General features: G+C 66.5%; 25 protein-coding genes. 9 read left to right on the top strand and 16 right to left on the bottom strand.

Annotation, left to right across the window (positions count from 1 at the left end):
- Positions 1 to 41 precede the first annotated feature (41 nt).
- From RH90_RS05495 to RH90_RS05485, 3 genes are all read right to left on the bottom strand, one after another.
- Complete coding sequence (locus RH90_RS05495; RefSeq protein ID WP_010184380.1) at positions 42 to 1,148, bottom strand: serine hydrolase; 1,107 nt, start codon at positions 1,146 to 1,148, stop codon at positions 42 to 44.
- Between the two features lie 145 nt (positions 1,149 to 1,293).
- On the bottom strand, positions 1,294 to 2,895 hold the full coding sequence (nadB, locus tag RH90_RS05490; RefSeq protein ID WP_037492654.1) for an L-aspartate oxidase: 1,602 nt from the start codon (positions 2,893 to 2,895) through the stop codon (positions 1,294 to 1,296).
- 97 nt (positions 2,896 to 2,992) lie between these two features.
- Positions 2,993 to 3,919 (bottom strand): ABC transporter ATP-binding protein, encoded by a 927-nt coding sequence (locus RH90_RS05485; protein ID WP_010184378.1) that lies wholly within the window; start codon positions 3,917 to 3,919, stop codon positions 2,993 to 2,995.
- Positions 3,920 to 3,999: 80 nt separating this feature from the next.
- Between RH90_RS05485 and RH90_RS05480 the strand changes: the two genes are divergently transcribed.
- Both RH90_RS05480 and tldD read left to right on the top strand, forming a co-directional pair.
- Entirely contained in the window at positions 4,000 to 4,233 is a 234-nt protein-coding gene (locus tag RH90_RS05480; protein WP_010184377.1) for a zinc-finger domain-containing protein, read from the top strand.
- An 18-nt stretch (positions 4,234 to 4,251) separates the two neighbouring features.
- Positions 4,252 to 5,682, top strand: a complete 1,431-nt coding sequence (gene tldD / locus RH90_RS05475) for a metalloprotease TldD (RefSeq protein ID WP_010184376.1) — start codon at positions 4,252 to 4,254, stop codon at positions 5,680 to 5,682.
- 10 nt (positions 5,683 to 5,692) lie between these two features.
- Here the strand turns inward: tldD and RH90_RS05470 are convergent, their stop codons facing one another.
- Together RH90_RS05470 and RH90_RS05465 are read right to left on the bottom strand one after the other, a co-directional pair.
- Entirely contained in the window at positions 5,693 to 6,331 is a 639-nt protein-coding gene (locus RH90_RS05470) for a hypothetical protein (protein ID WP_157134521.1), read from the bottom strand.
- Between the two features lie 17 nt (positions 6,332 to 6,348).
- Entirely contained in the window at positions 6,349 to 6,639 is a 291-nt protein-coding gene (locus tag RH90_RS05465; protein WP_010184374.1) for a hypothetical protein, read from the bottom strand.
- Between the two features lie 90 nt (positions 6,640 to 6,729).
- On the opposite strand from RH90_RS05465, the gene RH90_RS05460 reads away from it, so the two are divergent.
- The 5 genes from RH90_RS05460 to RH90_RS05440 all read left to right on the top strand — a co-directional run bounded on the left by RH90_RS05460 (position 6,730) and on the right by RH90_RS05440 (position 10,436).
- A complete protein-coding gene (locus RH90_RS05460) occupies positions 6,730 to 7,662 on the top strand; it encodes a DUF5996 family protein (RefSeq protein ID WP_010184373.1) in 933 nt (310 codons plus the stop codon).
- A gap of 18 nt (positions 7,663 to 7,680) precedes the next feature.
- Positions 7,681 to 8,259 (top strand): pyridoxamine 5'-phosphate oxidase family protein, encoded by a 579-nt coding sequence (locus tag RH90_RS05455; protein WP_010184372.1) that lies wholly within the window; start codon positions 7,681 to 7,683, stop codon positions 8,257 to 8,259.
- A complete protein-coding gene (locus RH90_RS05450; RefSeq protein ID WP_010184371.1) occupies positions 8,256 to 8,459 on the top strand; it encodes a putative signal transducing protein in 204 nt (67 codons plus the stop codon). The genes RH90_RS05455 and RH90_RS05450 overlap by 4 nt, the downstream gene beginning before the upstream one ends.
- Before the next feature lie 145 nt (positions 8,460 to 8,604).
- On the top strand, positions 8,605 to 8,943 hold the full coding sequence (locus tag RH90_RS05445; RefSeq protein WP_010184370.1) for a P-II family nitrogen regulator: 339 nt from the start codon (positions 8,605 to 8,607) through the stop codon (positions 8,941 to 8,943).
- Between the two features lie 74 nt (positions 8,944 to 9,017).
- The gene (locus RH90_RS05440; protein WP_010184369.1) at positions 9,018 to 10,436 is read left to right on the top strand and encodes an ammonium transporter; all 1,419 of its coding nucleotides are present in this window, start codon (positions 9,018 to 9,020) and stop codon (positions 10,434 to 10,436) included.
- A gap of 94 nt (positions 10,437 to 10,530) precedes the next feature.
- On the opposite strand, the gene RH90_RS23340 is transcribed toward RH90_RS05440, so the two are convergent.
- The 8 genes from RH90_RS23340 to RH90_RS05405 form a co-directional block, all read right to left on the bottom strand.
- Complete coding sequence (locus RH90_RS23340; protein ID WP_157134520.1) at positions 10,531 to 10,698, bottom strand: hypothetical protein; 168 nt, start codon at positions 10,696 to 10,698, stop codon at positions 10,531 to 10,533.
- A gap of 18 nt (positions 10,699 to 10,716) precedes the next feature.
- Positions 10,717 to 12,303, bottom strand: coding sequence for a GMC family oxidoreductase (locus RH90_RS05435; RefSeq protein WP_010184368.1), 1,587 nt, complete (start codon positions 12,301 to 12,303; stop codon positions 10,717 to 10,719).
- A 24-nt stretch (positions 12,304 to 12,327) separates the two neighbouring features.
- Positions 12,328 to 13,221, bottom strand: coding sequence for a sterol desaturase family protein (locus tag RH90_RS05430; RefSeq protein ID WP_010184367.1), 894 nt, complete (start codon positions 13,219 to 13,221; stop codon positions 12,328 to 12,330).
- 70 nt (positions 13,222 to 13,291) lie between these two features.
- Positions 13,292 to 13,693 carry a hypothetical protein gene (locus tag RH90_RS05425; RefSeq protein ID WP_010184366.1) on the bottom strand — a complete coding sequence of 134 codons (402 nt, stop codon included), beginning with the start codon at positions 13,691 to 13,693 and terminating at the stop codon, positions 13,292 to 13,294.
- Positions 13,694 to 13,699: 6 nt separating this feature from the next.
- Positions 13,700 to 14,134 (bottom strand): TIGR01244 family sulfur transferase, encoded by a 435-nt coding sequence (locus tag RH90_RS05420; RefSeq protein WP_010184365.1) that lies wholly within the window; start codon positions 14,132 to 14,134, stop codon positions 13,700 to 13,702.
- A gap of 391 nt (positions 14,135 to 14,525) precedes the next feature.
- Positions 14,526 to 16,292 carry a DNA helicase RecQ gene (recQ, locus tag RH90_RS05415; RefSeq protein ID WP_010184364.1) on the bottom strand — a complete coding sequence of 589 codons (1,767 nt, stop codon included), beginning with the start codon at positions 16,290 to 16,292 and terminating at the stop codon, positions 14,526 to 14,528.
- Complete coding sequence (locus RH90_RS05410; RefSeq protein ID WP_029625060.1) at positions 16,293 to 16,619, bottom strand: type II toxin-antitoxin system PemK/MazF family toxin; 327 nt, start codon at positions 16,617 to 16,619, stop codon at positions 16,293 to 16,295. It abuts the gene before it with no gap.
- Entirely contained in the window at positions 16,616 to 16,849 is a 234-nt protein-coding gene (locus RH90_RS05405; protein ID WP_232280306.1) for an antitoxin MazE-like protein, read from the bottom strand. Before RH90_RS05405 ends, RH90_RS05410 begins: the two co-directional genes overlap by 4 nt.
- A gap of 128 nt (positions 16,850 to 16,977) precedes the next feature.
- Here RH90_RS05405 and RH90_RS05400 point away from each other — a divergent pair, with 128 nt between their 5' ends.
- Positions 16,978 to 17,247, top strand: a complete 270-nt coding sequence (locus RH90_RS05400; RefSeq protein ID WP_010184361.1) for a GNAT family N-acetyltransferase — start codon at positions 16,978 to 16,980, stop codon at positions 17,245 to 17,247.
- Positions 17,248 to 17,250: 3 nt separating this feature from the next.
- Here RH90_RS05400 and RH90_RS05395 read toward each other — a convergent pair whose 3' ends face one another.
- The gene (locus RH90_RS05395; protein WP_010184360.1) at positions 17,251 to 19,074 is read right to left on the bottom strand and encodes an ABCB family ABC transporter ATP-binding protein/permease; all 1,824 of its coding nucleotides are present in this window, start codon (positions 19,072 to 19,074) and stop codon (positions 17,251 to 17,253) included.
- A 93-nt stretch (positions 19,075 to 19,167) separates the two neighbouring features.
- On the opposite strand from RH90_RS05395, the gene RH90_RS05390 reads away from it, so the two are divergent.
- Entirely contained in the window at positions 19,168 to 19,398 is a 231-nt protein-coding gene (locus tag RH90_RS05390; protein ID WP_010184359.1) for a hypothetical protein, read from the top strand.
- A 336-nt stretch (positions 19,399 to 19,734) separates the two neighbouring features.
- Here the strand turns inward: RH90_RS05390 and RH90_RS05385 are convergent, their stop codons facing one another.
- Positions 19,735 to 20,703: a phytoene/squalene synthase family protein gene (locus tag RH90_RS05385; protein WP_010184358.1), complete on the bottom strand. Its 969-nt coding sequence runs from the start codon at positions 20,701 to 20,703 to the stop codon at positions 19,735 to 19,737.
- Positions 20,700 to 21,281 (bottom strand): TIGR00730 family Rossman fold protein, encoded by a 582-nt coding sequence (locus RH90_RS05380; RefSeq protein WP_010184355.1) that lies wholly within the window; start codon positions 21,279 to 21,281, stop codon positions 20,700 to 20,702. The genes RH90_RS05385 and RH90_RS05380 overlap by 4 nt, the downstream gene beginning before the upstream one ends.
- Between the last annotated feature and the right edge of the window lie 48 nt (positions 21,282 to 21,329).

Genomic DNA, 21,329 nt, shown 5'->3' with positions numbered 1-21,329 from the left:
CACAAAGCCCCCGCGTCACGCGATTCGGCGCTTATCCGCGGTCAGCCGCGATGGTTCGCGACGACGCTCGCCACTACCGCCTGCATCAGCGCCTGACGCGCCGGGATCGGACGCGGCGTATCGCCGATCATGATCGCGATCGCATAGCTGCTGCCATCGGGTGCCGTCAGCAGCCCGACATCGTTATAGCCCGCGGTGCGCCCGGCGAGATCCTGGCCGGTGCCGGTCTTGTGGCCGAAGCTCCAGCCCGGCGGCACCGCGCCGCGCATCCGCTGCTTGCCGGTGTGCGACGATTCCATCGTGCTGATGAGATAGGTGGTCGATTCGGGCGACAACAAGTCGCCGCGCTTGAGCCGCGCGAGTGCGCCCGCGATCGCCACCGGCGCGGCGCCGTCGGGCGGATCGGCGACATAACGCTCGAACGCGGCGATGCGGTCGGCGCGCGGTAGCCGGTCGCGCGCGATCATGAAGCCGTTGCCGAAGGCGTAGGACGGTTGCCACACGAGGCCCGCGGTCTGGCTTTGCAGCAGGCGCTCGCCCGGCCCGAAGCGGATGTCGCCGAGCCCTTTACGCTGCATGAAGTCGCGCACCGAATTGGGGCCGCCGACGTAGCGCAGCAGGCGGTCGTTGGCGGTATTGTCGCTCATCGTCAGCGCGCGCTGGAGCAATTCACCGACCGTCGTCGGATAGCCCTGGTCGCCCTTGATCAATCCCGCGATCGGCTGATGGAACAGCGTGATGTCGTCGCGGTAGAGCGTCACCGGATCGGTCAGCCGCAGCCGCCCGCGGTCGCGATAATCGAGCACCGTCATCGCCACCCACAGCTTGCTGACGCTCTGCTGCGGCAAGCGCTGCTCGCCGCCGGCATCGACGCTCCAGCCGCGATCGATGCTGCGCACCGCGATGCCGACGCGACCATCGAACTGCCGCGCCAGAATCGCGACGCTGGTCGCCAGCGCCGACGGCGCCGCAACCGGACGCGGCGTGAGGATCACCTGCGGGCGTGCGCTCGGCGCATAGCCCGGCGGAGCGGGCACGACGCGCGCGAGATGGACGTTGGCGTCCTGTCCGCACGCGCACAGAGCGGCGGCAAGGAGCAACGCGGCGGCAGGCTTAGGGAATCGATAGGGAAGGATACGCAACACCATCGTTAGTCCCGACACTCTACCCACACTCGATCACGGCGGTAAGGCCAGATTGTGGTGGGGATATCGCTCACCCGAACCCTTGCGACGAAGCGCCTAGGGCACGGGACAAAACGACATCGGAACGGCGACTGTCTACTCCGTGGATTTACGGAACCAAGATGGTGTCGACCGCCTCGGGCAGCAAGTCGGGATAGTCGAGCGTGTAGTGCAGCCCGCGCGATTCATGCCGGTGGAGCGCGGATCGCACGATCAGCTCGGCGGTCTGGAGCAGGTTGCGCAGCTCGATCAGGTCGGGCGTGACGCGGAAATGCCCGTAATAATCGTTCACCTCGTCGGTCAGCATCCGGATACGATGCTGCGCGCGCTCGAGCCGCTTGGTGGTGCGCACGATCCCGACATAGTTCCACATGAAGCGCCGGATCTCGGTCCAGTTCTGCTTGATGACGACCTCTTCGTCCGAATCCTCGACACGGCTTTCGTCCCATGGGCGGATCGGGGGCGGGGCGGGGAGATCGTCCCAATGCTCGGCGATATGGTTGGCGCACGCCTCGCCGAAGACGAAGCATTCGAGCAGCGAGTTAGAGGCGAGGCGATTCGCGCCGTGGAGCCCGCTCTCGCTGCACTCGCCCGCGGCGTAGAGGCCGGGCAGGTCGGTCCGCCCGTCGAGATCGACCACCACGCCGCCGCAGGTGTAATGCTGCGCGGGCACCACCGGGATCGGCTCCTTGGTCATGTCGATGCCGAGGCCGAGCAGCTTCTCATGGATATTGGGGAAGTGCTCGCGGATGAACGCCTCGCCCTTGTGGCTGATGTCGAGGTGGACGTAGTCGAGCCCCAGCCGCTTGATCTCGTGATCGATCGCGCGCGCGACGACATCGCGCGGTGCGAGTTCCAATCGCGGGTCGAAATCGGGCATGAAACGATAGCCCGTCTCGGGGATCAGCAGATGCCCGCCCTCGCCGCGCACCGCCTCTGTGATCAGGAAGTTCTTGACCTCGAGATTGTAGAGGCAGGTCGGGTGGAACTGCATCATCTCCATGTTCGAGACGCGGCAGCCCGCGCGCCACGCCATCGCGATGCCGTCGCCGGTCGCACCGCGGGGCGCGGTTGAGAAGAGATAGGTACGGCCGGCGCCGCCGGTCGCGAGGATCGTCGCGCGGGCGGTGTAGACCTCGACCCGCCCGGTCGCGCGGTTGACGGCGTAGACGCCCCAGACATGCCCCGCGCCAGAATAGCGCTCCTCATGCTTGCCCGTCGCCAGGTCGATCGCGACCATGTCGGGGACAAGCGTGATGTTGGGATGGTCGGTCGCGGCGCGCTGCAGCGCCTCCTGCACCGCCCAGCCGGTCGCGTCGGCGACATGGACGATGCGGCGATGGCTGTGGCCGCCTTCACGCGTTAGATGGAGCGCATTGCCCTCGGTCGCGAACGGCACGCCCAATTCCTCGAGCCGAGCGATCGCGGCGGGCGCCTGCGTCACGACGAACTCGACCGTCGCGCGGTCGTTGAGCCCGGCGCCGGCGATCATCGTGTCTTCGATATGGCTCTCGAAGGTGTCGCCTTCCTCGAGCACCGCGGCGATCCCGCCTTGCGCCCAAGCGGTCGACCCCTCGTTCATCGCGCCCTTGGCGAGCACGGTGACCTTAAAGCGATCGGCGAGGTTGAGCGCGGCGGTGAGGCCGGCGGCCCCGGAACCGATGATGAGGACGTCGGAGGTCTTGGTTTCGGGCACGCGCGTCTCTCTCATACCGTCGCCCCGGCGGAGGCCGGGGCCGCTCTGTTAGATGCGCGTGGCTGGCGTCTTGCGCAAACGCCAGCGGCCCCGGCCTCCGCCGGGGCGACGATCACGCCGCATTCGACGCCCGCGTCAGATTGAGGAACACATCCTCGAGATCGGCCTCGCGAGTCGATACGTCGACGATGCCGTAGCCATCGGCCTGCACCGCGGCGAGCACCTCGCCGGCGTTCACCTTATCCTTGGCGTAGGTGATCGCGAGCGTCCGCATGCCCTTGAGCTCGATCTTCTGGAAGCACACCGCGCTCGGCGGCACCGCGACGTCGCGGTCGACCGTTACCTCGACCAGTTTCTCGGTCGCCATGCCGACGAGCTCGCGCGTCGGCTTGTTGGCGATGACCTTGCCGTGGTTGATGATCGCAATTCGGTCGCAGAGCTGCTCGGCTTCCTCAAGATAGTGCGTCGTCAGCACCACCGTCACGCCCTGCTCGTTGAGCTGGCGGACATAGGCCCAGAGCTGCTGGCGCAGCTCGATGTCGACGCCAGCGGTCGGCTCGTCGAGCACGAGCACGGGCGGCGTGTGGACCATCGCTTTCGCCACCATCAGCCGGCGTTTCATGCCGCCCGACAGCGTGCGGGCATAGGCGTCGGCCTTGTCCTCGAGATGCACCGCGCGGAGCAATTCCATCGAGCGGCGCTTCGCCTTGGGGACGCCGTAGAGCCCCGCCTGGATCTCGAGCGTCTCGATCGGCGTGAAGAACGGGTCGAACAGGATCTCCTGGTTGACGATGCCGATCGACGCCTTCGCGTTGCGCGGATGCTTCTCGGTGTCGAAGCCCCAGATCGTGGCATTGCCGCTGGTCTTGTTGACGAGGCCAGCCAGGATGTTGATCAGCGTCGACTTGCCCGCGCCATTTGGGCCGAGCAGCCCGAAGATTGTCCCCCGCGGCACGTCGAACGACACATCGTCGAGCGCGCGCTTGCCGCCTTTGTAGGTCTTGCATAGGTTCGCGATGGAGATGGCGGCCTCGGTCATGCCTTGCGCATAGCGCGCGATTGCAAGCGGGAGGGGAGAAGCCCGTTGCTCGCCCTCCACCAGCTTGCTACACGCGCACCATGATCGCACCGCCCGAAATCCTGCGCGTAACGCACGCCCGCAACATCTGTGACGGCGCGACCGACATTCCCGGCGGCGCAAGCCTCGGCCATCCGCGCGTCTTCCTCGAGATCGACGAGAGCGGCTATGTCGATTGCGGCTATTGCGACCGCCGCTTCGTTCTGATCGGCGGACCCGCCGATGGCGTCGATCCGGCGACTTTGCACGATCACGGGGATGGCGCGGGGCGTTAACCTGCCTATATTCGTCGGATGACCAGTCCGACAGACCCCCGCGCGTTCCTGTATCATGACGGCCAGCTCTCGCCCGATGAAGCGCAAGCGCTCACCGCCGCCGCGCTCGGCAAGGCCGATGACGGCGAACTCTATCTGCAATATCGCAAGTCCGAGGCGTTCGGCTTCGACGATGGCCGGCTGAAGACCGCCAGCTACGATACGCATTCGGGCTTCGGCCTGCGCGCCGTGTCGGGCGAGATGACCGCGTTCGCCCACGCCAACGAACTCAGCGCCGCCGCGATCAAGCGCGCGAGCGAGACGATGGCGCTGATCGATCCGTCGAGCGCGCCCAAGGCCGGCCCGCCGCGCGCGACCAACCGCCACCTCTATACCGCGTCCGATCCGCTCGATCTCGTCCCCTTCGCCGACAAGGTGAATTTGTGCCAGACGATCGACGCCGCCGCCCGCGCGCGCGATCCGCGCGTCGCGCAGGTCTCGGTCTCGCTGTCGGGCAGCTGGAACGTCGTCGAGATCGTCCGCGCCGACGGTTTCATCGCCACCGACGTGCGCCCGCTTGTCCGCCTCAACGTCTCGATTGTCGTCGAGCAGAACGGCCGGCGCGAGACGGGGACGTTCGGGCTCGGCGGCCGCTATCTCTACGACGAGCTGATGGCCCCCGCGACGTGGAACCGGGCGATCGACGAGGCGCTGGCGCAAGCCGTCGTCAATCTCGATTCGGTCGCGGCACCTGCGGGCGAGATGACCGTGCTGCTCGGGCCGGGCTGGCCCGGCATCCTGCTGCACGAGGCGATCGGCCACGGGCTCGAAGGCGATTTCAACCGCAAGGGCACCAGCGCCTTTTCGGGGCGGATCGGCGAGCGCGTCGCCGCGCCGGGCGTCACCGTGGTCGACGACGGCTCGATCGCCGACAAGCGCGGCTCGCTGTCGATCGACGACGAGGGCACGCCGACGCAGGAAAACGTGCTGATCGAAGACGGTATATTGAAAGGCTATATCCAAGACCGGCTCAACGCCCGGCTGATGGGCGTCGCACCGACCGGTAACGGCCGCCGCGAATCGTTCGCGCACGCGCCGATGCCGCGGATGACCAACACCTTCATGCGCGGCGGCAAGGATGACCCCGCCGAGCTGTTGTCGCGCGTCAAGAACGGCATCTTCGCCAAGTCGTTCGGCGGCGGGCAGGTCGACATCGTGTCCGGAAAATTCGTGTTCAGCTGCACCGAGGCGTACAAGATCGAGAACGGCCGGATCGGCGCTCCGATCAAGGGCGCAACGCTGATCGGCGACGGGCCCTCCTGCCTCACCCGCGTCGAAGGCATCGGCAACGATTTCGCGCTCGACGAGGGTGTCGGCATGTGTGGCAAGGGCGGTCAGAGCGTTCCGGCTGGCGTCGGGCAACCGACCTTGCTGGTCGCAGGGCTCACGGTGGGCGGGACGGCGGTCTAGCAGTTCCGCGTTAGCGGATTTCGGGTCCGAGCGCGGTCACCGCGGATTTCAGCACCGGCCGCCCCACGAGATTGACCAGCAACAGCCCAAGCAGGCTGCTTTTCAAGCCGCTCGACAGGCTTGCGCCGGAAATGATCGCGATCTGCTTGCGCGCAGCGGTCTGTTCCTCGCTGTCAATGTTCTGCATCACGCCGAAGCAGAAGGCGGGCAGCGCCTCCGCCGCCTTGGCGAAGTCGACGTCCTTCATGATGACGGGAACGTCGGCCGCGCGCGGCATCGCCCTGCCGCGATCAATCGATCTGTCGGTAACCGCGAGCAGGACTTGCAGAATCAGGCCTGGGCCGACCGAGACATCGGCGTCGCCCACGCGCACGGTAAACAGCGCGGTCCGGAAGAACGCCATCGCCGACAGGCCGGCAAGCAGAACCTGGATCGTCGCGAGCCGAAGGGACGCCCCCGACGCGAGCCCAAAGCGGACGTCGAACACGAGCACCAGATCATAGGCCAGCATCGATGCCGCGCCATTGACCAGAAGATAGAAGATTGCCGGCTTGGCACGCAACGTTGACCAGGGATCATCGCGATATCGACCGAGCAGCTCAACTGCACCCGTTGCCGCCCCGATCAGTCCGGCGAACACGTAATTCACGAACATAATCCCCCCGATCAGCTCGCCTTCAAGTCATTCCCCAGATCCGTGATGGTGAACGTGCCGTCGTTCCGCTTTTCGATCAACTTGAATCGCGTCATGTCGTCGAGAATCCTGAGTGTCTCGGTCGCACTACCGCTCGTCCCCATCACGAGTGTCTTGAGATCGAGGGGCTGTTGTGCTTCCGACAGCAATTTCAGCAACTCGCCCTCGACCTGCGCCGACGGCGTTACGGCTGGAGGAGCGTTCTCTTCTGCGGCGGAACTGCTGAGAAACGACCCGAACAGGTCGACATTCTTGCTCTGCATCGTCCGTCTTTCATTCTTATCCGATGCGGTACATATAGCGACCCCCGGCTCCCGAGTCATTCGCCTTATGCCAAAGGGAAACGCGATTACATGAGCGCCTGGCCCGAGCTCGATTGGTCGCACTGGGGCAGAACCGCGATCGCGCTGCAGCTCCGCACGCAGATCGTCGGCAAGGTCCGGCTCGCGCTGACGCCGTGGCTCAACCATAGCTGGCACGTCTCGCTCTATGTCTCGGCACGTGGGCTGACGACCTCGGCGATCCCGCTCGGCGACCGGATTCTCGAGATCGAGTTCGACCTACTCCACGATCGTCTCGTCTTGATGACCAGCGACGGGCGCAGCCGCGGGATCGGACTGGGGCCAGGCAGCATCGCGCATTTCCACCAGAGCGTGATCACCTGCCTCACCGAACTCGACGTTCCCGCGCAGTTCGACGGCGTCCCCAGCGAAATGGCCGACGTCCCTCCCTTCGCCGAGGATACGGCAGAACGCCCGTACGACGCCGACGCCGTCCGGGTCTTCTGGCGTGCGCTGATTCAGGTCGCGCGCGTGTTCGGCGAATTTCGCACCGGCTTTCTCGGCAAGGCGTCGCCGGTCCACTTCTTCTGGGGCAGCTTCGATCTCGCCGCGACGCGCTTTTCGGGCCGTGCGGCGCCGCGCCATCCCGGCGGTTTTCCCGGCCTGCCCGATGCGGTCACGTGCGAAGCCTATAGCCACGAGGAGGCCAGCGTCGGCTTCTGGCCGGGCAGCGACGCCTATCCGCATGCGGCGTTCTACGCATACGCCTATCCGTCGCCCGCTGCCTATGCGCAGGCTCATGTCGAACCCGCCGAGGCAGGCTGGAACGCCGATCTCGGTGAGTTCCTACTCGACTATGATGTCGTGCGCACCGCCGCCGACCCGATTGCGACCTTGCTGGCCTTCTGCCAGTCAACCTACGCTGCCGCTGCCGATCTCGGCGGCTGGGATCGCGACGCGCTCGAATGCGCGCTTGGCCGCCCCCGGATTCCCCGCATCGTCTGAACGTGCTACGCGCGCGGCATGGAAATTTTCTCGGCCATCGACGATGCGCACCGCGCCTTCATCGCGAAGCAGCCGGTCTTCTTCGTCGCCACCGCCGCCGCAGACGCGCGGATCAATCTCAGCCCCAAGGGAATGGACAGCTTCCGCGTGCTCGGCGCCAATCGCGTCGCTTATCTCGATCTCGGCGGATCGGGCAACGAGACGCAAGCGCATCTTGTCGCCGACGGCCGCATCACGATCATGTTCTGCGCGTTCGACAATCCCGCGCTGATCCTGCGGCTCTACGGCACGGGGAGCTTCGTCGTTGCAGGAGACCCCGGCTTCGACACGGTGGCGGCGCAGTTTCCACGGCTCGCGGGCGCGCGGAAGGTGTTCGATATCACCGTCGACAGCGTCCAGACGAGCTGCGGCTGGGGTGTCCCGCGCATGGCGCTCGATCGTGAACGCGACACGCTCGTCAGGTTCCATGCACAGCAGGATCCCGAAGCGCGACTCGCTGTCATCGCCAAGCGTACGCACAGCATCGATGGCTTGCCGGTGCGCGTCCAGACGATCCTGCCCGCTTTCGATCCGCTCGAAATGACCGACAGGCGATGAGTCTGGTCGAACTCGGCCGGTTTGCGCGCAATGAGGCTTATATCGTCGTCGGACGGCTCGAGTCCGAGGGGATCATGGCACTCGCGCTCGATGGCAATGCCAGCATTGCCGATGGCAGCCAGTTCTTCATTCCCGTCCGCGTGATGGTCGATGCGGACGATGTCGACGCAGCACGGGCAATCCTCGCCGAACCTGCCTGATTCTTAGGCAGCGGTTCGCAACTGCACAAAATTTACGGTCCGGTAAGCTTTTCCGACTCGCTGGCGGCTCGGGGAACCGCGCGTTCGCGTCTGGCATGGCTTTTGCGAGGCATCCCCCAGGACCAATAAACAGGGGGGTTCGCGCGTGAAGCTCGTCATTGCCATCATCAAACCCTTTAAGCTCGACGAGGTGCGCGAAGCGCTGACCGAGATCGGCGTCGCCGGAATGACCGTTACCGAAGTCAAGGGATTCGGCCGCCAGAAGGGCCAGACCGAAATCTATCGCGGGGCGGAATACAGCACCAACATGGTGCCTAAGATCAAGATCGAGGTCGTCTGCGGCTCCGACCTGTCGGCCAAGGTCGTCGAGGCGATCCAGGCCTCGGCCAACACCGGCGCGATCGGCGACGGCAAGATTTTCGTGCTCGATGTCGGGCAGGCAGTCCGCATTCGCACCGGCGAAACCGACGAGACGGCCCTGTGAGCGCCGCGAACGACACGCAGGCTGTAAGCGCCGCGAACCACATTACCCGCGCGAGCGGACCGAAGGGGGTAGCAATGAATCGATCGACCAAATTGGGTCTGGCCGGGCTCGCCGGCGCAGCGCTGCTGAGCGCGCTCCCGGCCTGGGCGCAGGCGCCTGCCGCGGCCGCCGCCAAGCCGTTCGTGCCGACCGCGGCAATGGTCAACAAGGGCGACACCGCCTGGATGCTGACCTCGTCGGTGCTCGTGCTGATGATGTCGGTGCCCGGCCTCGCGCTGTTCTACGGCGGCCTAGTGCGCACCAAGAACATGCTGTCGGTGCTGATGCAGGTCTTCATGATCGTCTGCATCGCGGCCTTGGTGTGGGTCAGCTGGGGCTATTCGATGGCCTTTACCGGCGGCTCGCAGTTCGTCGGTGGGTTCGGCAAACTGTTCCTCAAGGGGGTCGACGCCAATTCGCTCGCGGCGACCTTCTCGAACGGGGTCTACATCCCCGAATATGCCTATGTCTGCTTCCAGATGACCTTTGCGTGCATCACGCCCGCGCTGATCGTCGGCGCGTTCGCCGAGCGGGTGAAGTTCACCCCGCTGATGGTGTTCATGGTCGCCTGGATGACGATCGTCTATTTCCCGATCGCACACATGGTGTGGTATTGGGCGGGTCCTGATTTCCTCCCCAACGCCCCGACTGATTTCGGCTTCCTCTACGGCAAGGGCGCGCTCGATTTCGCGGGCGGCACCGTGGTGCATATCAACGCGGGCATCGCCGGGCTCGTCGGCTGCCTCGTGATCGGCAAGCGCGCCGGCTTCAACAAGGAGCCGATGCCGCCGCACTCGCTGACCATGACGATGATCGGCGCCAGCCTGCTGTGGGTCGGCTGGTTCGGCTTCAACGCCGGCTCCAACCTCGAATCGAACGGCCTGACGGCTCTGGCCTTCATCAACACCTTCGTCGCTACGGCAGCAGCCGGCGTGTCGTGGGCGGTGATCGACCAGATCAAGCACGGCAAGCCGTCGCTGCTCGGCGCGGTGACGGGTGCGGTCGCCGGGCTCGTCGCGATCACCCCAGCCTCGGGCTTCGCTTCGCCGATGACCTCGATCATCCTCGGCCTGCTCGTCTCGCCGCTCTGCTTCTTCTTCGTCACCACGGTGAAAGCTTGGGGCAAGTATGACGACTCGCTCGACGTGTTCGGCGTGCACTGCATCGGCGGCATCTTCGGCGCGCTCGGCACCGGCGTGGTCGCCGATCCCAAGCTCGGCGGCCAGGGCTGGGTCGATTACACCGCCGCCGTCGCCAAGCCCGGCGTGTACGACATGGCGACCCAGCTGTGGACGCAGGCCGAAGCGGTCGCGATCACCTTGGTCTGGTCGGGCGGCGTCTCGGCGGTGCTGTTCCTGATCCTCAAATACACGGTCGGCATCCGTCCTTCGGAAGAAGTCGAGCATGAAGGCCTCGACATCACCGAACACGGCGAACGCGCCTATAATTATTGAAGAGATTGGGGGGCGGGCCCCGAACGATCCGCCCCCTTCACGATGTTCCTCCTGCGGACGACCTAGGCCGGTGCGGCAACGCACCGGCCCTTTTTTATGTTTGCGGCGGCAGCGCGGGCGTGTCGGGTGCCGTCAAATCGGCTTTGTCGCGGGCGTTCGCGCGCAGTCGCCGTGCGGCAAGCGTCGCGCCCAGCAGGAAGCCGCCCGGCACCAACACAACCGCCGCCGCGAGCCCGATCCTGTTCCAATCCTTGCGGTCCATGCCGCCGCATGCAGCCGATCAGGCGAGGTCTGCGGCCAAAAAATCGGCACAGCGTTCGCCGATCATAATCGACGGCGCATTGGTGTTGCCCGAGACGAGCTTGGGCATGACCGAGGCGTCGGCGACGTACAGCCCCGCAACCCCGCGCACGCGCAAGCGCGGATCGCACACTGCCGCGTCGTCCGATCCCATCCGCGCGGTGCCGACGGGATGATAGACGGTGTCGGCGCGCGCGCGGATCAGCCGCTCGAGCGCGTCGTCGTCGCGCAGGTCGATCGGATAGCGGTCGCGGCCCTGATGGTCGCTGAGCGGCGGCGCCTCGAGGATGCGGTACATCGCGCGCACCCCGCGCATCATCGTCGCCATGTCGCGCGGATCGGTGAGGAAAGCGGGGTCGATCAACGGCGCGGCGCGCGCATCGCCCGAGGCGAGCCGCACCGTGCCGTGGCTTTCGGGCCGAAGCACGCAGACGTGGCACGAATAGCCATGCCCCGGCACTTGCGTCCGGCCATGATCCTCGAGCGCGGCGACGACGAAGTGAAGCTGCACGTCTGGCGCGGGTGCTTGCGGGTCGGTGGTCAGGAACGCGCCCGCTTCGGCGAAGGGCGTCGTCATCATCCCCTCGCGCTTGCGCAACCATTGGACCAACGCGCCCGCCATCGCGAGCTTGCCCTTCAACGAATTGCCAACGAAGCTTTTCCCCGGCGTCTCGAACGCCGCGACATAATCGATATGGTCCTGCAGATTGGCGCCGACCGTCGGCCGGTCGACGCGGACCGCGATATTGTGCTCGCGCAGATGCGCGGCCGGGCCGATCCCCGACAGCATCAGGATTTGCGGCGTGCCGAACACCCCCGCCGCGAGCACGACGGCTTTGCGCGCGCGGATCACCTTCGATTGGCCACCCTGCAGATAGGCGACACCCCAGGCGCGGCCGTCCTCGAACAGCACGCGTTCGACGGTGACCCCGGTCACCACGTGCAGCGCAGGATTGTCCGGACCATCGCCGAGATACGCCCGCGCCGAGGTCCAGCGTTCGCCACCCTTCTGCGTCACCTGGTAGAGGCCAATCCCCTCCTGCCGCGCGCCGTTGAAATCATCGTTGCGCGGAATCTGCAGCGATGCGCCGGCCTCGACGAAATCGCGGCTGCCCGGATTGGCATGGTGCTGCTCGCTCACCCATAGCGGACCGTCGCCGCCATGATAGGCGTCGCCGCCGCGGACATTGTGTTCGCTGCGCTTGAACCACGGCAGCACGTCGTCATACGACCAGCCGGGGCAGCCGAGCGCCGCCCAATTGTCGTAATCCCATTTGTTGCCGCGGATATAGATCATCGCGTTGATCGCACTCGACCCGCCGAGCCCCTTGCCGCGCGGTTGATGCCCCCGCCGCCCGCCGAGCCCGACTTGCGGGACGGTCTCATAATTCCAGTTGGTCTTGTCGGTCTGAAACGCGAGGAAAGCGGGGATCCGGGTGCGCAAGCCCGTGTTGCGCCCGCCCGCCTCGAGCAAGGCGACCGAGAACTTCCCGCCCTCGCTCAACCGGCCCGCCGCCGCCGCGCCGCCCGAGCCGCCCCCGATCACCACCACATCGGCTTCTTCCACGCGCTCTCTCCTGCTCGCGGCGCTTTAGCGCGCCTTGTCCCCGCTCGCGCGCCACCGCGCCTTGATCGTCTCGGACGTGTCGCGACTGCCGTCGTGGCTCCATCCTGGCGGCATCACCAGATAGCCGAACTTGGCACGAAGCCCCGGCGCCCGCCAGACGTCTTGCGCGATGCCGATCCATTCGTGCGTCGCGGCCCATAACAGGTTGAACGAGCCGAGATTCTTGACGATGCCGTAGCGCGGGGCGTCATCGGCGCGCTCGGGCTCGAACGTGCCGAACAGGCGATCCCAGACGATGAACACGCCGGCATAATTGGTGTCGAGATAGCGCGGGTTGGTCGCATGATGCGCGCGGTGGTGCGACGGCGTGTTCATCACCGCCTCGAACCAGCGCGGCATGCGGTCGATCATCTCGGTGTGGATCCAGAATTGGTAGATCAGGTTGAGCCCCGCGACGAAGACGAGCATCGCCGGGGGAAAGCCGATCAGCAGCAGTGGCAGGCGGAAGAGGAAGCCGAGCGAGAAGAAGCCGGTCCAGGTCTGCCGCAGTGCGGTCGACAGATTATAATGCTGGCTCGAATGGTGGACGACATGGCTCGCCCAGAACCAGCGGACGCGGTGCGCCGAGCGATGGAAGACGTAATAGCAGAGATCGTCGAGCACGAAGGCAAGCCCGAACCAATACCAGGCATAGCCGATATCGAAGAGCCGGAACTGCCACACCCAGACTGACAGCGCGAAGACCAGCCCGGCGGAAAGGGCACCCGCGATGGTGCTCCCAAATCCGAGCGCGAGCGAGACCAGCGTGTCGCTGGGTTCGTAGCGGGTGCGATCCTTGATTCGCGCGACGATCATCTCGGCAAGCACGAGCGCGATGAAGCCGGGCACGGCGTATTGGACAGGATCGGGCAGGTCCATCCGCCCTGTTTACACCAGTGTCAGCGGGATCCGTAAAGAGGCAATTTCCCGCGCGATGTCATGGCGCCGATCAGTGATAGGTCGTCCCGCGGGCGACGCTATCCTCGAGCGCGCGCACATCGGTTTCGAGCACGCCAAACAGCAGCACTGCGCCGAAGTGCCGCTCCCCGCTCTCGACGCGAACGCCTTCGATCGCCTGGCTAAGCCGCAACGGCGCGATCAGGCGCCGGGCCGCGACCTTGGCGCCGTGGCGCTTGAGCAGGGCGATCGCGCCGTTGCCCGCGACCAGTGCGGCATTGCCGTCGGTCCCGATCACTGCGCCGTGCGCAACGAAGCCCGCGAGCATCTGCTCGGCGGTCTCGCGCGCCTGCGCCACGCTCGAGATACGCGCTTCGCCGAGCCGCAGCCAGCGCGCGACCAGCGCCAGGCCGAGCACGCCGGCGACGCTCAGTCCGATTTGGGTCCAGTCCACGCTCGCTCAGGCCGGGGTGGAAAGCGCGTCGAGCAACGGGCGAAGCCCGGTGAGGTCGTATCCCGCGGCGGCGGCCTTCGCCATCGCCGTATCGGGATGGGCTCCGGCCTTGACCGCCGCGAGCGCCCACAGGTTGCAAGAGCGCGTTCCCGAGCGGCAATAGGCGAGCACCGGCCCGTTCGCCTCGGCAAGCACCGCCGCCATCGCGTCGATCTGTGCGTGCGAGAAGCCGGCATGCGTCACGGGGATCGCGGCGTAGCGCAGACCGGCGGCCTCCGCGGCGGCGGCGATCTCGGCGCCGGTCGGCTGGCCCATGTCCTCGCCGTCCGGGCGGTTGTTGACGATGGCGGTGAAGCCGGCGGCGGCAAGCTCGCCGATCGCATCGGGCGAGATTTGCGGGGCGACGGCGATGGTCGGGTCGATCGTGCGGAGGATGGTCATGGGTGCGCTTCTAGACCGCGCGGCGGCGCGGCGGAAGCGGCAGATTTGGTTCGCGCGGAGGCGCGGACGCGCGGAGAGAAGCAGTTTTGGTTCCCGTGGAGATGCGGGGGGTAGCGCGAATGCACCGCATCGGGCGAAATCGCACGGCTCGACGAACCCACCTCCGTCACCCCCGCGAAAGCGGGGGTCCCGCTCCTGCTGACCTGACCAGAGAAGCGGGATTCCCGCATTCGCGGGAATGACCGGCATTTTGAACGGGTTTGCTCTTTCCTGGAGCATTCATTCCCGCTGCCTCCCCGAGCCTGAAGCCGCGCCGCAATGCGACGGAGAGATGACCGTACCACGAGTCCTTCCCTTTGCGCCTTCGCACCTTCGCGTGATAAAGCGCCGCTCAGAACCGCCGCAATACCCCGAGAAACGCCTCGCCATACGCCTCGAGCTTGCGCGCCCCGACGCCGGTGATGTGCCCCATCGCCGACAGGCTCGACGGCCGCGTCAGCGCCATCTCGCGCAGCACCGAATCGTGGAAGATGACGTAGGGCGGCACGCTCGCCTCGAGCGCGAGTTCGCGACGCTTGGTGCGCAGCGCCTCGAACAGCGGATCCCCGGTCGGATTGGGGACGCTCCCCGCGCTCCCGCGCCGCCGCCGCTCACGCTTGGGCGGGACGATCAAGGCGACCTGGTCGCCCTCCTTGAGGATGCCGCGCGCGCCGGGGCCGAATTCGAGCCCCCCGAAATCGTTGGCACGCAGCGCATCGCGGAGCAGCAAGGCGCGCCCGACCGGCTTGATCAGCGCGGCTTCCTCCGGGCTCGAGGCAATGCCGAACACGGCGAGCGCCTCGTGCCCGTTCATCAGACTGCGCTCGCTCGACTGCCCCGTCAGGATCTGCTCGATATAGCCCGCGCCAAAACTCTGCCCCGTGCGAAACACCGCGGAGAGGAATTTCCTCGCCACCTCCGTCGCATCGACCGCCGCGGGCGGATTGAGGCAATTGTCGCAATTGCCGCAATTGTCGGGGCTGTCGTCGCCGAAATGCTTGAGCAGGATTTTCCGCCGGCAGCCCGCCGTCTCGGCGAGCGCGCCGAGCGCCGCGAGCCGTTGCCGCTCGCCGGGTTGACGGGCGGGCTCGACCTCGCCGATCCGCTGGCGCGCGCGCGCGAAATCCTCGGCGCCCCAGAACAGATGCGCCACCGCCGGATCGCCGTCGCGACCCGCACGGCCCGTCTCCTGATAATAGCTCTCGATCGATTTCGGCAGGCCCGCGTGCGCGACGAAGCGCACGTCGGGCTTGTCGATGCCCATCCCGAACGCGACCGTCGCGCACATCACCATGTCTTCGCTAGCCACGAAATCGGCCTGGTTCTTGGCTCGGACATGCGGGTCGAGCCCCGCATGATAGGCGCGCGTCGGGCGGCCGGTCTTGCTCAGCGCCTCGGCCATTTTCTCGGTGCCGGCGCGGCTCTGCAGATAGACGATGCCCGCGCCTGGCGTCTCGGCGATCATATCGGCGATCTGGCGCGTCGCATTGTCCTTGGGGCTGATGCGATATTGGATGTTGGGCCGGTCGAACCCGGCAACGATCATCCCCTCGTGTGGGATGCCGAGCTGTTCGAGAATGTCGGCGCGCGTGACGGCATCGGCGGTCGCGGTAAGCGCGAGCCGCGGAACGTCGGGAAAGGCATCGAGCAGCGGTCGAAGCAACCGATAGTCCGGCCGGAAGTCATGCCCCCATTCGGACACGCAATGCGCCTCGTCGATCGCGAACAGGCCGAGCGGCGCGCGCGCGAGCAATTCGCGGAACGCCCCGCCAGAGGCGCGTTCGGGCGCGACATAGAGCAGATCGAGCTCGCCGCGCCGGAAGCGCGCGATCGTCTCGGCCTGGTCGGTATCGACGGAGGTCAGCGTCGCCGCGCGTATGCCGATCGCGGTCGCGGCGCGGAGCTGATCGTGCATCAGGGCGATCAGCGGCGAGACGACGACGCACGTGCCTTCGAGCAGCACCGCGGGCAGCTGATAGCAAAGCGACTTGCCCGCCCCAGTCGGCATCACCGCGAGCGTGCGCTCGCCCGCGAGCACGCGCTCGACCACCGACCCCTGCACCCCGCGAAAGGCGGGGAAGCCGAAGGTCGATTGCAGGATGGGGAGGGGATCGATCATTTACGCAAAGCCGAGGATGAGGAGGAGAGCTTGGTCGACCCGGTGCAGATCGGCGGGTGAGAGACGACCAAAGCACTGGCCGAACTTGCGACGCGGTACAGTCACTAGCAGATCGACCGCAATGTCCGATATCTCGTGCAACCCGTTATCCGCGTCGGGAAAAACCCGCGGGCGAACCGCGTCCGATGACGCGCCGGCGGAGTTGCACAGAGCCACGATAATATTCGGCGTATGGCTAAAGAGCGTCGCCTGAACGATCACGACCGGGCACGGTTTTCCGCCAAAGCCACTGCCGGTGGCCGCGCTCCACACTTCGCCGCGATTCACCCCTCCGCTTCCCGACGATCAAGGTCGGCTAGCAAATCGTCGGTCATCGCTTCTACGAAGGCCATGGCCTGTTCCTCTTCGCTCGCTCGCTCCCACAGCCACGCAGTGGACGCTTCCGCACGCGCCCGGAACTCCGGAGTCGATGTATCGGGTAGCCAGAAAGTCTTTGGACGCAACCCTTGCGCCCGCAACGCCGCACGCCGCTTGGCGACGCGTTCGGCGCTGGTCATCGGTCGTTCCATGCCCATCGCGGCACCTCCTTCGATGCCGTTACATGTAACGATATACGCCGAAATCCGCAAGATGTTTACCCCTTGTTCTTGCGCACCCCGCCGCTCCCGGTGCAAGCGTGGCTCCCATGGAAACAGTCCGCGACAACAAGGCCGAACAGGAATTCGAACTCGCCGTCGGCCGCCATCGCGCGGTCGCGGCGTATCAAATGGAGGGCGACACGATCGTCTTCACGCATACGCTTGTGCCCAAAGCGGTCGCGGGCCACGGCGTCGCGACCAAGCTGGTGCGCGCCGCGCTCGACAGCGCGCGCGACCGTGGCTTGAAGGTCATCCCGCAATGCCCGTTCGTCGCGGCCTATATCGACAAGCATCCCGAGTATCGCGACCTGCTCTAGGCCTCACTCCGCCGCGATCGATTCCTCGGCGCGTTCCTGCGCCTGGCGGTTCCACATCTCGGCATAGAGGCCGTTCCGGCGCAGCAAAGCGGCGTGGCTGCCGCGCTCGATCACCTGTCCCGCCTCGAGCACGACGATCTCGTCGGCATGGACCACGGTCGAGAGGCGATGCGCGATCACGATCGTGGTGCGCCCGCGCTCGATCGCTTGGAGCGTGTCGAGGATCTCGCCCTCGGTGCGGCTGTCGAGCGCCGACGTCGCTTCGTCGAGGATCAGCACTGGCGGGTTCTTGAGCAGGGTCCGCGCGATCGCGACGCGCTGCTTCTCGCCACCCGAAAGTTTCAGCCCGCGCTCGCCGACGCGCGTGTCATAGCCCTGCGGCTGGCGCTCGATGAAGCCGGCGATCGCCGCGCCGCGCGCGGCCGCTTCGATCTCGGGCCGGCCGGCGCCCTCGCGGCCATAGGCGATATTGTAGCCGATCGTGTCGTTGAACAGCACGGTGTCCTGCGGCACGATGCCGATCGCCGCGCGCAGGCTTGCCTGCGTTACCTCGGCGATATCCTGCCCGTCGATCGTGATCCGCCCACCCGTGAGGTCGTAGAAGCGGTAGAGCAGGCGCGCGAGCGTGCTCTTGCCGGCCCCCGAGGGGCCGACCACGGCGAGCGTCTTGCCCGCCGGAATGTCCAGATCGATCCCCTTGAGGATCGGCATCCCGGCATCGTAGCCGAAGCGCACATCCTCGAAGCGGACATGCCCGCGCGTCACGGTGAGCGGCGCCGCGCCGGGCATATCGACCACTTCGGACGGCGTATCGACCAGGTCGAACATCGCGCCCATGTCGATCACGCCCTGGCGGATCGTGCGATACACCATGCCGAGCAGGTCGAGCGGCCGGAACAGCTGCGACAGCAGCGTCGAGACGAACACCACGTCGCCCGCCGAGAACTGCCCGCGGCCCCAGCCCCAGGCGACGAACGCCATCCCGCCGCCGAGCATCAGATTGGTGATCAGCGCCTGCCCGACGTTGAGCCACGCCAGCGAATTCTCCGAGGTCACCGCGGCATTGGCATAGGCCGCCATCGCCGCGTCGTAGCGCTTGCCCTCGCGCTCCTCGGCGCCGAAATATTTGACCGTCTCGAAATTGAGCAGCGAATCGACCGCGTGGCTGACAGCACCCGTGTCGAGGTCGTTCATCCGGGTGCGCAAGGCGGCGCGCCAGTCGGTCACCATCCGCGTGAACCAGATATAGACCGCAACCATCGCCACCGTCGCCGCGACGAGTCCCCAGCCGAAGCTCGAGCGGAAGATGTTGAGCACGAGCACCAGCTCGAGCACGGTCGGCGCGATGTTGAACAGCATGAAATAGAGCATCGTATCGATGCTCTTGGTGCCGCGCTCGACCACCTTGGTCACCGCCCCGGTGCGCCGCTCGAGATGAAAGCGCAGCGAGAGTTGGTGGAGGTGGCGGAACACGCTCGCGGCGAGCCGTCGCGTCGCGTCCTGCCCGACGCGTTCGAACACCGCGTTGCGCAGATTGTCGAACACCGTCGTCGAGAAGCGCGCACCGGCATAGCCGAGCACCAGCGCGATCACGATCCACATCGCGCCGCGCTGCCCCTGCGCCATCCGGTCGACCGCCCATTTGAGCGTATAGGCGCTGAGATAGACCTGCGTCACCTTGGAGACGATGACGAGCAGCATCGCCCCGACGATCCGCAGCCGCAGGATCGGCGCATCCGCCGGCCACAGATAGGGCAGGAAACGCCTGAGCGTGGGGAGCATCGGCCGTTCGGGCGTGGTGGAGGAGGTGGCGGTATCGGGGGGCATTGCCTCCCATGTAGGCGCGGTCAAGCACGACCGGAAGCGGTTGATGGAACAAGCCGGGCAGTTCGTCGGTTTTTGCTGTGAACGGAGACGGTTATGGACCCGCTTTTCTACGTCATGGCGATCATGGGATGTGGCGACGGCAGCAGCGCCTGCCAGCAGGCGCGTGTCGAGCAGGTCCAATATACGTCGATCGGCGAATGTCAGCGCGCGATGCCCACCGTTTTGGCGCGCAACAGCGATATCGATTTTCCGGTCGTTACGGCCTCGTGCCGCGCGAACGGCGCACGCTTGGCACAAGCCAAGCCTGTCGCGAAACGCGGCTGAGCGCCCCCCGCCAGCGCTATTGCGCCATCGGAATAGGCTTACCCTTGATCACTCGGCAACATCCCGAGACGCGAATGTCAGCTGCGTGGCTCGTGTACCGCGGCGCGGTTCCGAATCGGCAGGGCCCGGCGGATTCGTTAGCGCAGCAGCGATCCCAACGCCTCGGCGCCGACCACATGCGCCGTGGCGCGCTCCCGCAGCGACGCACGAGTATCGGCATGCCGCGGAGCACGGCCGCGCGATAGCGCTTTGGCGCACTGAGCGGAACGCGGTCATCGTTTCACCTCGATATCGCCCGCTCATAGCAGTCCAGGGGTGGAGGTTGCCTGGAGGTGGTTAAGCGGCCCCGGCCGCGACGCGTGGACGTGTCCACAGCGTCGCGTCGCGCGGTGCCGGAGGATAAAGCGTGGTACGGCGACCCGCGGCGAGAGCGGCGCGGGCGATGAACCCAAGCTTCGCAGCGCTCGAGGTCGAAACGCGTCGATCCCAGGCGCGCGGCCCAAGCGCGGCAATGGCGCGCGCGATCGCGCCGTAAATGTCGGCCGCGGCGAGCACCGCCCAGGCAGAGCGAAACGACAGCATCGGCGTGCCGAAGCGCGCGCTCGCTTCATAGGACTCCGCGAGCCGGGCCAGCCGAGCACCGATCTGCGCCAGGCGCTCGCGATTCTCGGGCGCAAGCAGCGTATCGGCGGTGAGGCCATAGTCGTCGAGCCAGTCCTGCGGCAGGTAACACCGGCCGGCGCGCGCATCCTCGGCGATATCGCGCGCGATATTGGCGAGCTGGAACGCCAGCCCGAGATCGCACGCGCGGTCGAGCGTCGCTTCGTCGGTGCGTGGCACGCCCATCGCGAGCGCCATCATGCACCCCACCGCGCCCGCGACATGGTAGCAATATTGGTACAGATCGGCCTCGCTTTGCGGGCGCCAGCCCGCGGCATCGAGCGCGAAGCCGGTGATCAGGTCGCGCGCCAGCGCAGCGGGCAGGGCGGTCTCGGCCGCGAAAAGGCGCAGCGCATCGAACGCCGGATCGCCGACCTCGACGCCTGCCAGCGCTTGCTCGGTCTTGGCCGAAATCTCCGCGAGCCGCGCCGGGCCGTCGGTGACACCGGTCATGTTATGGCCGTGATCCTGCCCATCGGCGATATCATCGCACGCGCGGCACCACGCGTAGAGCAGCCACGCACGCTCGCGCGTCGGGCGCGCGAACAGGCGGCTCGCTGCGGCGAAGCTCTTCGATCCGCGCGCGATCGATTCCTGCGCGGTCGCGACGATCGCGTCACGGCTCGGGCGGTCGTGCGCGCTCACAGATCCTTGGCGCGCATCTTCGTGATCGTCTCGATCGGCACGTGCGCGTCCATCTTGGCGAGCAGCGCCTCGAGCGTGGTGTCGACGATCAGGATGCCGGCGTGCTGCGGGCGGAGGAAACCGACCTCGGCCATATGGTGGTAGAAAGCGACCAGATGGTCGTAATAGCCCACGACGTTGAGCAGCCCGACGGGCTTGGCGTGATAGCCGATCTGCGCCCAGCTCAGCGCTTCCCACAATTCGTCCATCGTGCCGGTGCCGCCGGGCAGATTGATGAACCCGTCGCTGAGATCGGTGAACGCCTGTTTGCGCTTGTGCATCGTTTCGACGACGTGAAGTTCGGTGAGGCCACGATGCGCTACCTCGGCGTTGACGAGTGCCTGCGGGATGATGCCGATCACCTCACCGCCTGCCGCGAGCGCGCTATCGGCGACCGCGCCCATCAGCCCGAGCCTGCCGCCGCCGTATACGACACCGATGCCGCGTTCGGCGAGCGTCCGGCCGACTTGGCGTGCGCAATCGATATAGACGGGATCGGCCGGCGTGGCCGAGCCGCAGTAAATCGCGAGGCGCTTCATTACCGACTCCCCTCCCTGGAAGGGAGGGGTTGGGGGTGGGTCGGCCAA

This window comes from Sphingomonas sp. PAMC 26605, from assembly GCF_000241485.1.
GTDB lineage: Bacteria > Pseudomonadota > Alphaproteobacteria > Sphingomonadales > Sphingomonadaceae > Sphingomonas.
This window is presented reverse-complemented; position numbering and strand designations above follow the sequence as displayed.

Bases quoted from the DNA above. Each gene is read 5' to 3' on its own strand.
- RH90_RS05495 (WP_010184380.1), bottom strand. From the start codon at position 1,148: ATGGTGTTGCGTATCCTTCCCTATCGATTCCCTAAGCCTGCCGCCGCG.
- nadB (WP_037492654.1), bottom strand. From the start codon at position 2,895: ATGAGAGAGACGCGCGTGCCCGAAACCAAGACCTCCGACGTCCTCATC.
- RH90_RS05485 (WP_010184378.1), bottom strand. From the start codon at position 3,919: ATGACCGAGGCCGCCATCTCCATCGCGAACCTATGCAAGACCTACAAA.
- RH90_RS05480 (WP_010184377.1), top strand. From the start codon at position 4,000: ATGATCGCACCGCCCGAAATCCTGCGCGTAACGCACGCCCGCAACATC.
- tldD (WP_010184376.1), top strand. From the start codon at position 4,252: ATGACCAGTCCGACAGACCCCCGCGCGTTCCTGTATCATGACGGCCAG.
- RH90_RS05465 (WP_010184374.1), bottom strand. From the start codon at position 6,639: ATGCAGAGCAAGAATGTCGACCTGTTCGGGTCGTTTCTCAGCAGTTCC.
- RH90_RS05460 (WP_010184373.1), top strand. From the start codon at position 6,730: ATGAGCGCCTGGCCCGAGCTCGATTGGTCGCACTGGGGCAGAACCGCG.
- RH90_RS05455 (WP_010184372.1), top strand. From the start codon at position 7,681: ATGGAAATTTTCTCGGCCATCGACGATGCGCACCGCGCCTTCATCGCG.
- RH90_RS05450 (WP_010184371.1), top strand. From the start codon at position 8,256: ATGAGTCTGGTCGAACTCGGCCGGTTTGCGCGCAATGAGGCTTATATC.
- RH90_RS05440 (WP_010184369.1), top strand. From the start codon at position 9,018: ATGAATCGATCGACCAAATTGGGTCTGGCCGGGCTCGCCGGCGCAGCG.
- RH90_RS23340 (WP_157134520.1), bottom strand. From the start codon at position 10,698: ATGGACCGCAAGGATTGGAACAGGATCGGGCTCGCGGCGGCGGTTGTG.
- RH90_RS05430 (WP_010184367.1), bottom strand. From the start codon at position 13,221: ATGGACCTGCCCGATCCTGTCCAATACGCCGTGCCCGGCTTCATCGCG.
- RH90_RS05420 (WP_010184365.1), bottom strand. From the start codon at position 14,134: ATGACCATCCTCCGCACGATCGACCCGACCATCGCCGTCGCCCCGCAA.
- recQ (WP_010184364.1), bottom strand. From the start codon at position 16,292: ATGATCGATCCCCTCCCCATCCTGCAATCGACCTTCGGCTTCCCCGCC.
- RH90_RS05405 (WP_232280306.1), bottom strand. From the start codon at position 16,849: ATGACCAGCGCCGAACGCGTCGCCAAGCGGCGTGCGGCGTTGCGGGCG.
- RH90_RS05400 (WP_010184361.1), top strand. From the start codon at position 16,978: ATGGAAACAGTCCGCGACAACAAGGCCGAACAGGAATTCGAACTCGCC.
- RH90_RS05395 (WP_010184360.1), bottom strand. From the start codon at position 19,074: ATGCCCCCCGATACCGCCACCTCCTCCACCACGCCCGAACGGCCGATG.
- RH90_RS05390 (WP_010184359.1), top strand. From the start codon at position 19,168: ATGGACCCGCTTTTCTACGTCATGGCGATCATGGGATGTGGCGACGGC.
- RH90_RS05380 (WP_010184355.1), bottom strand. From the start codon at position 21,281: ATGAAGCGCCTCGCGATTTACTGCGGCTCGGCCACGCCGGCCGATCCC.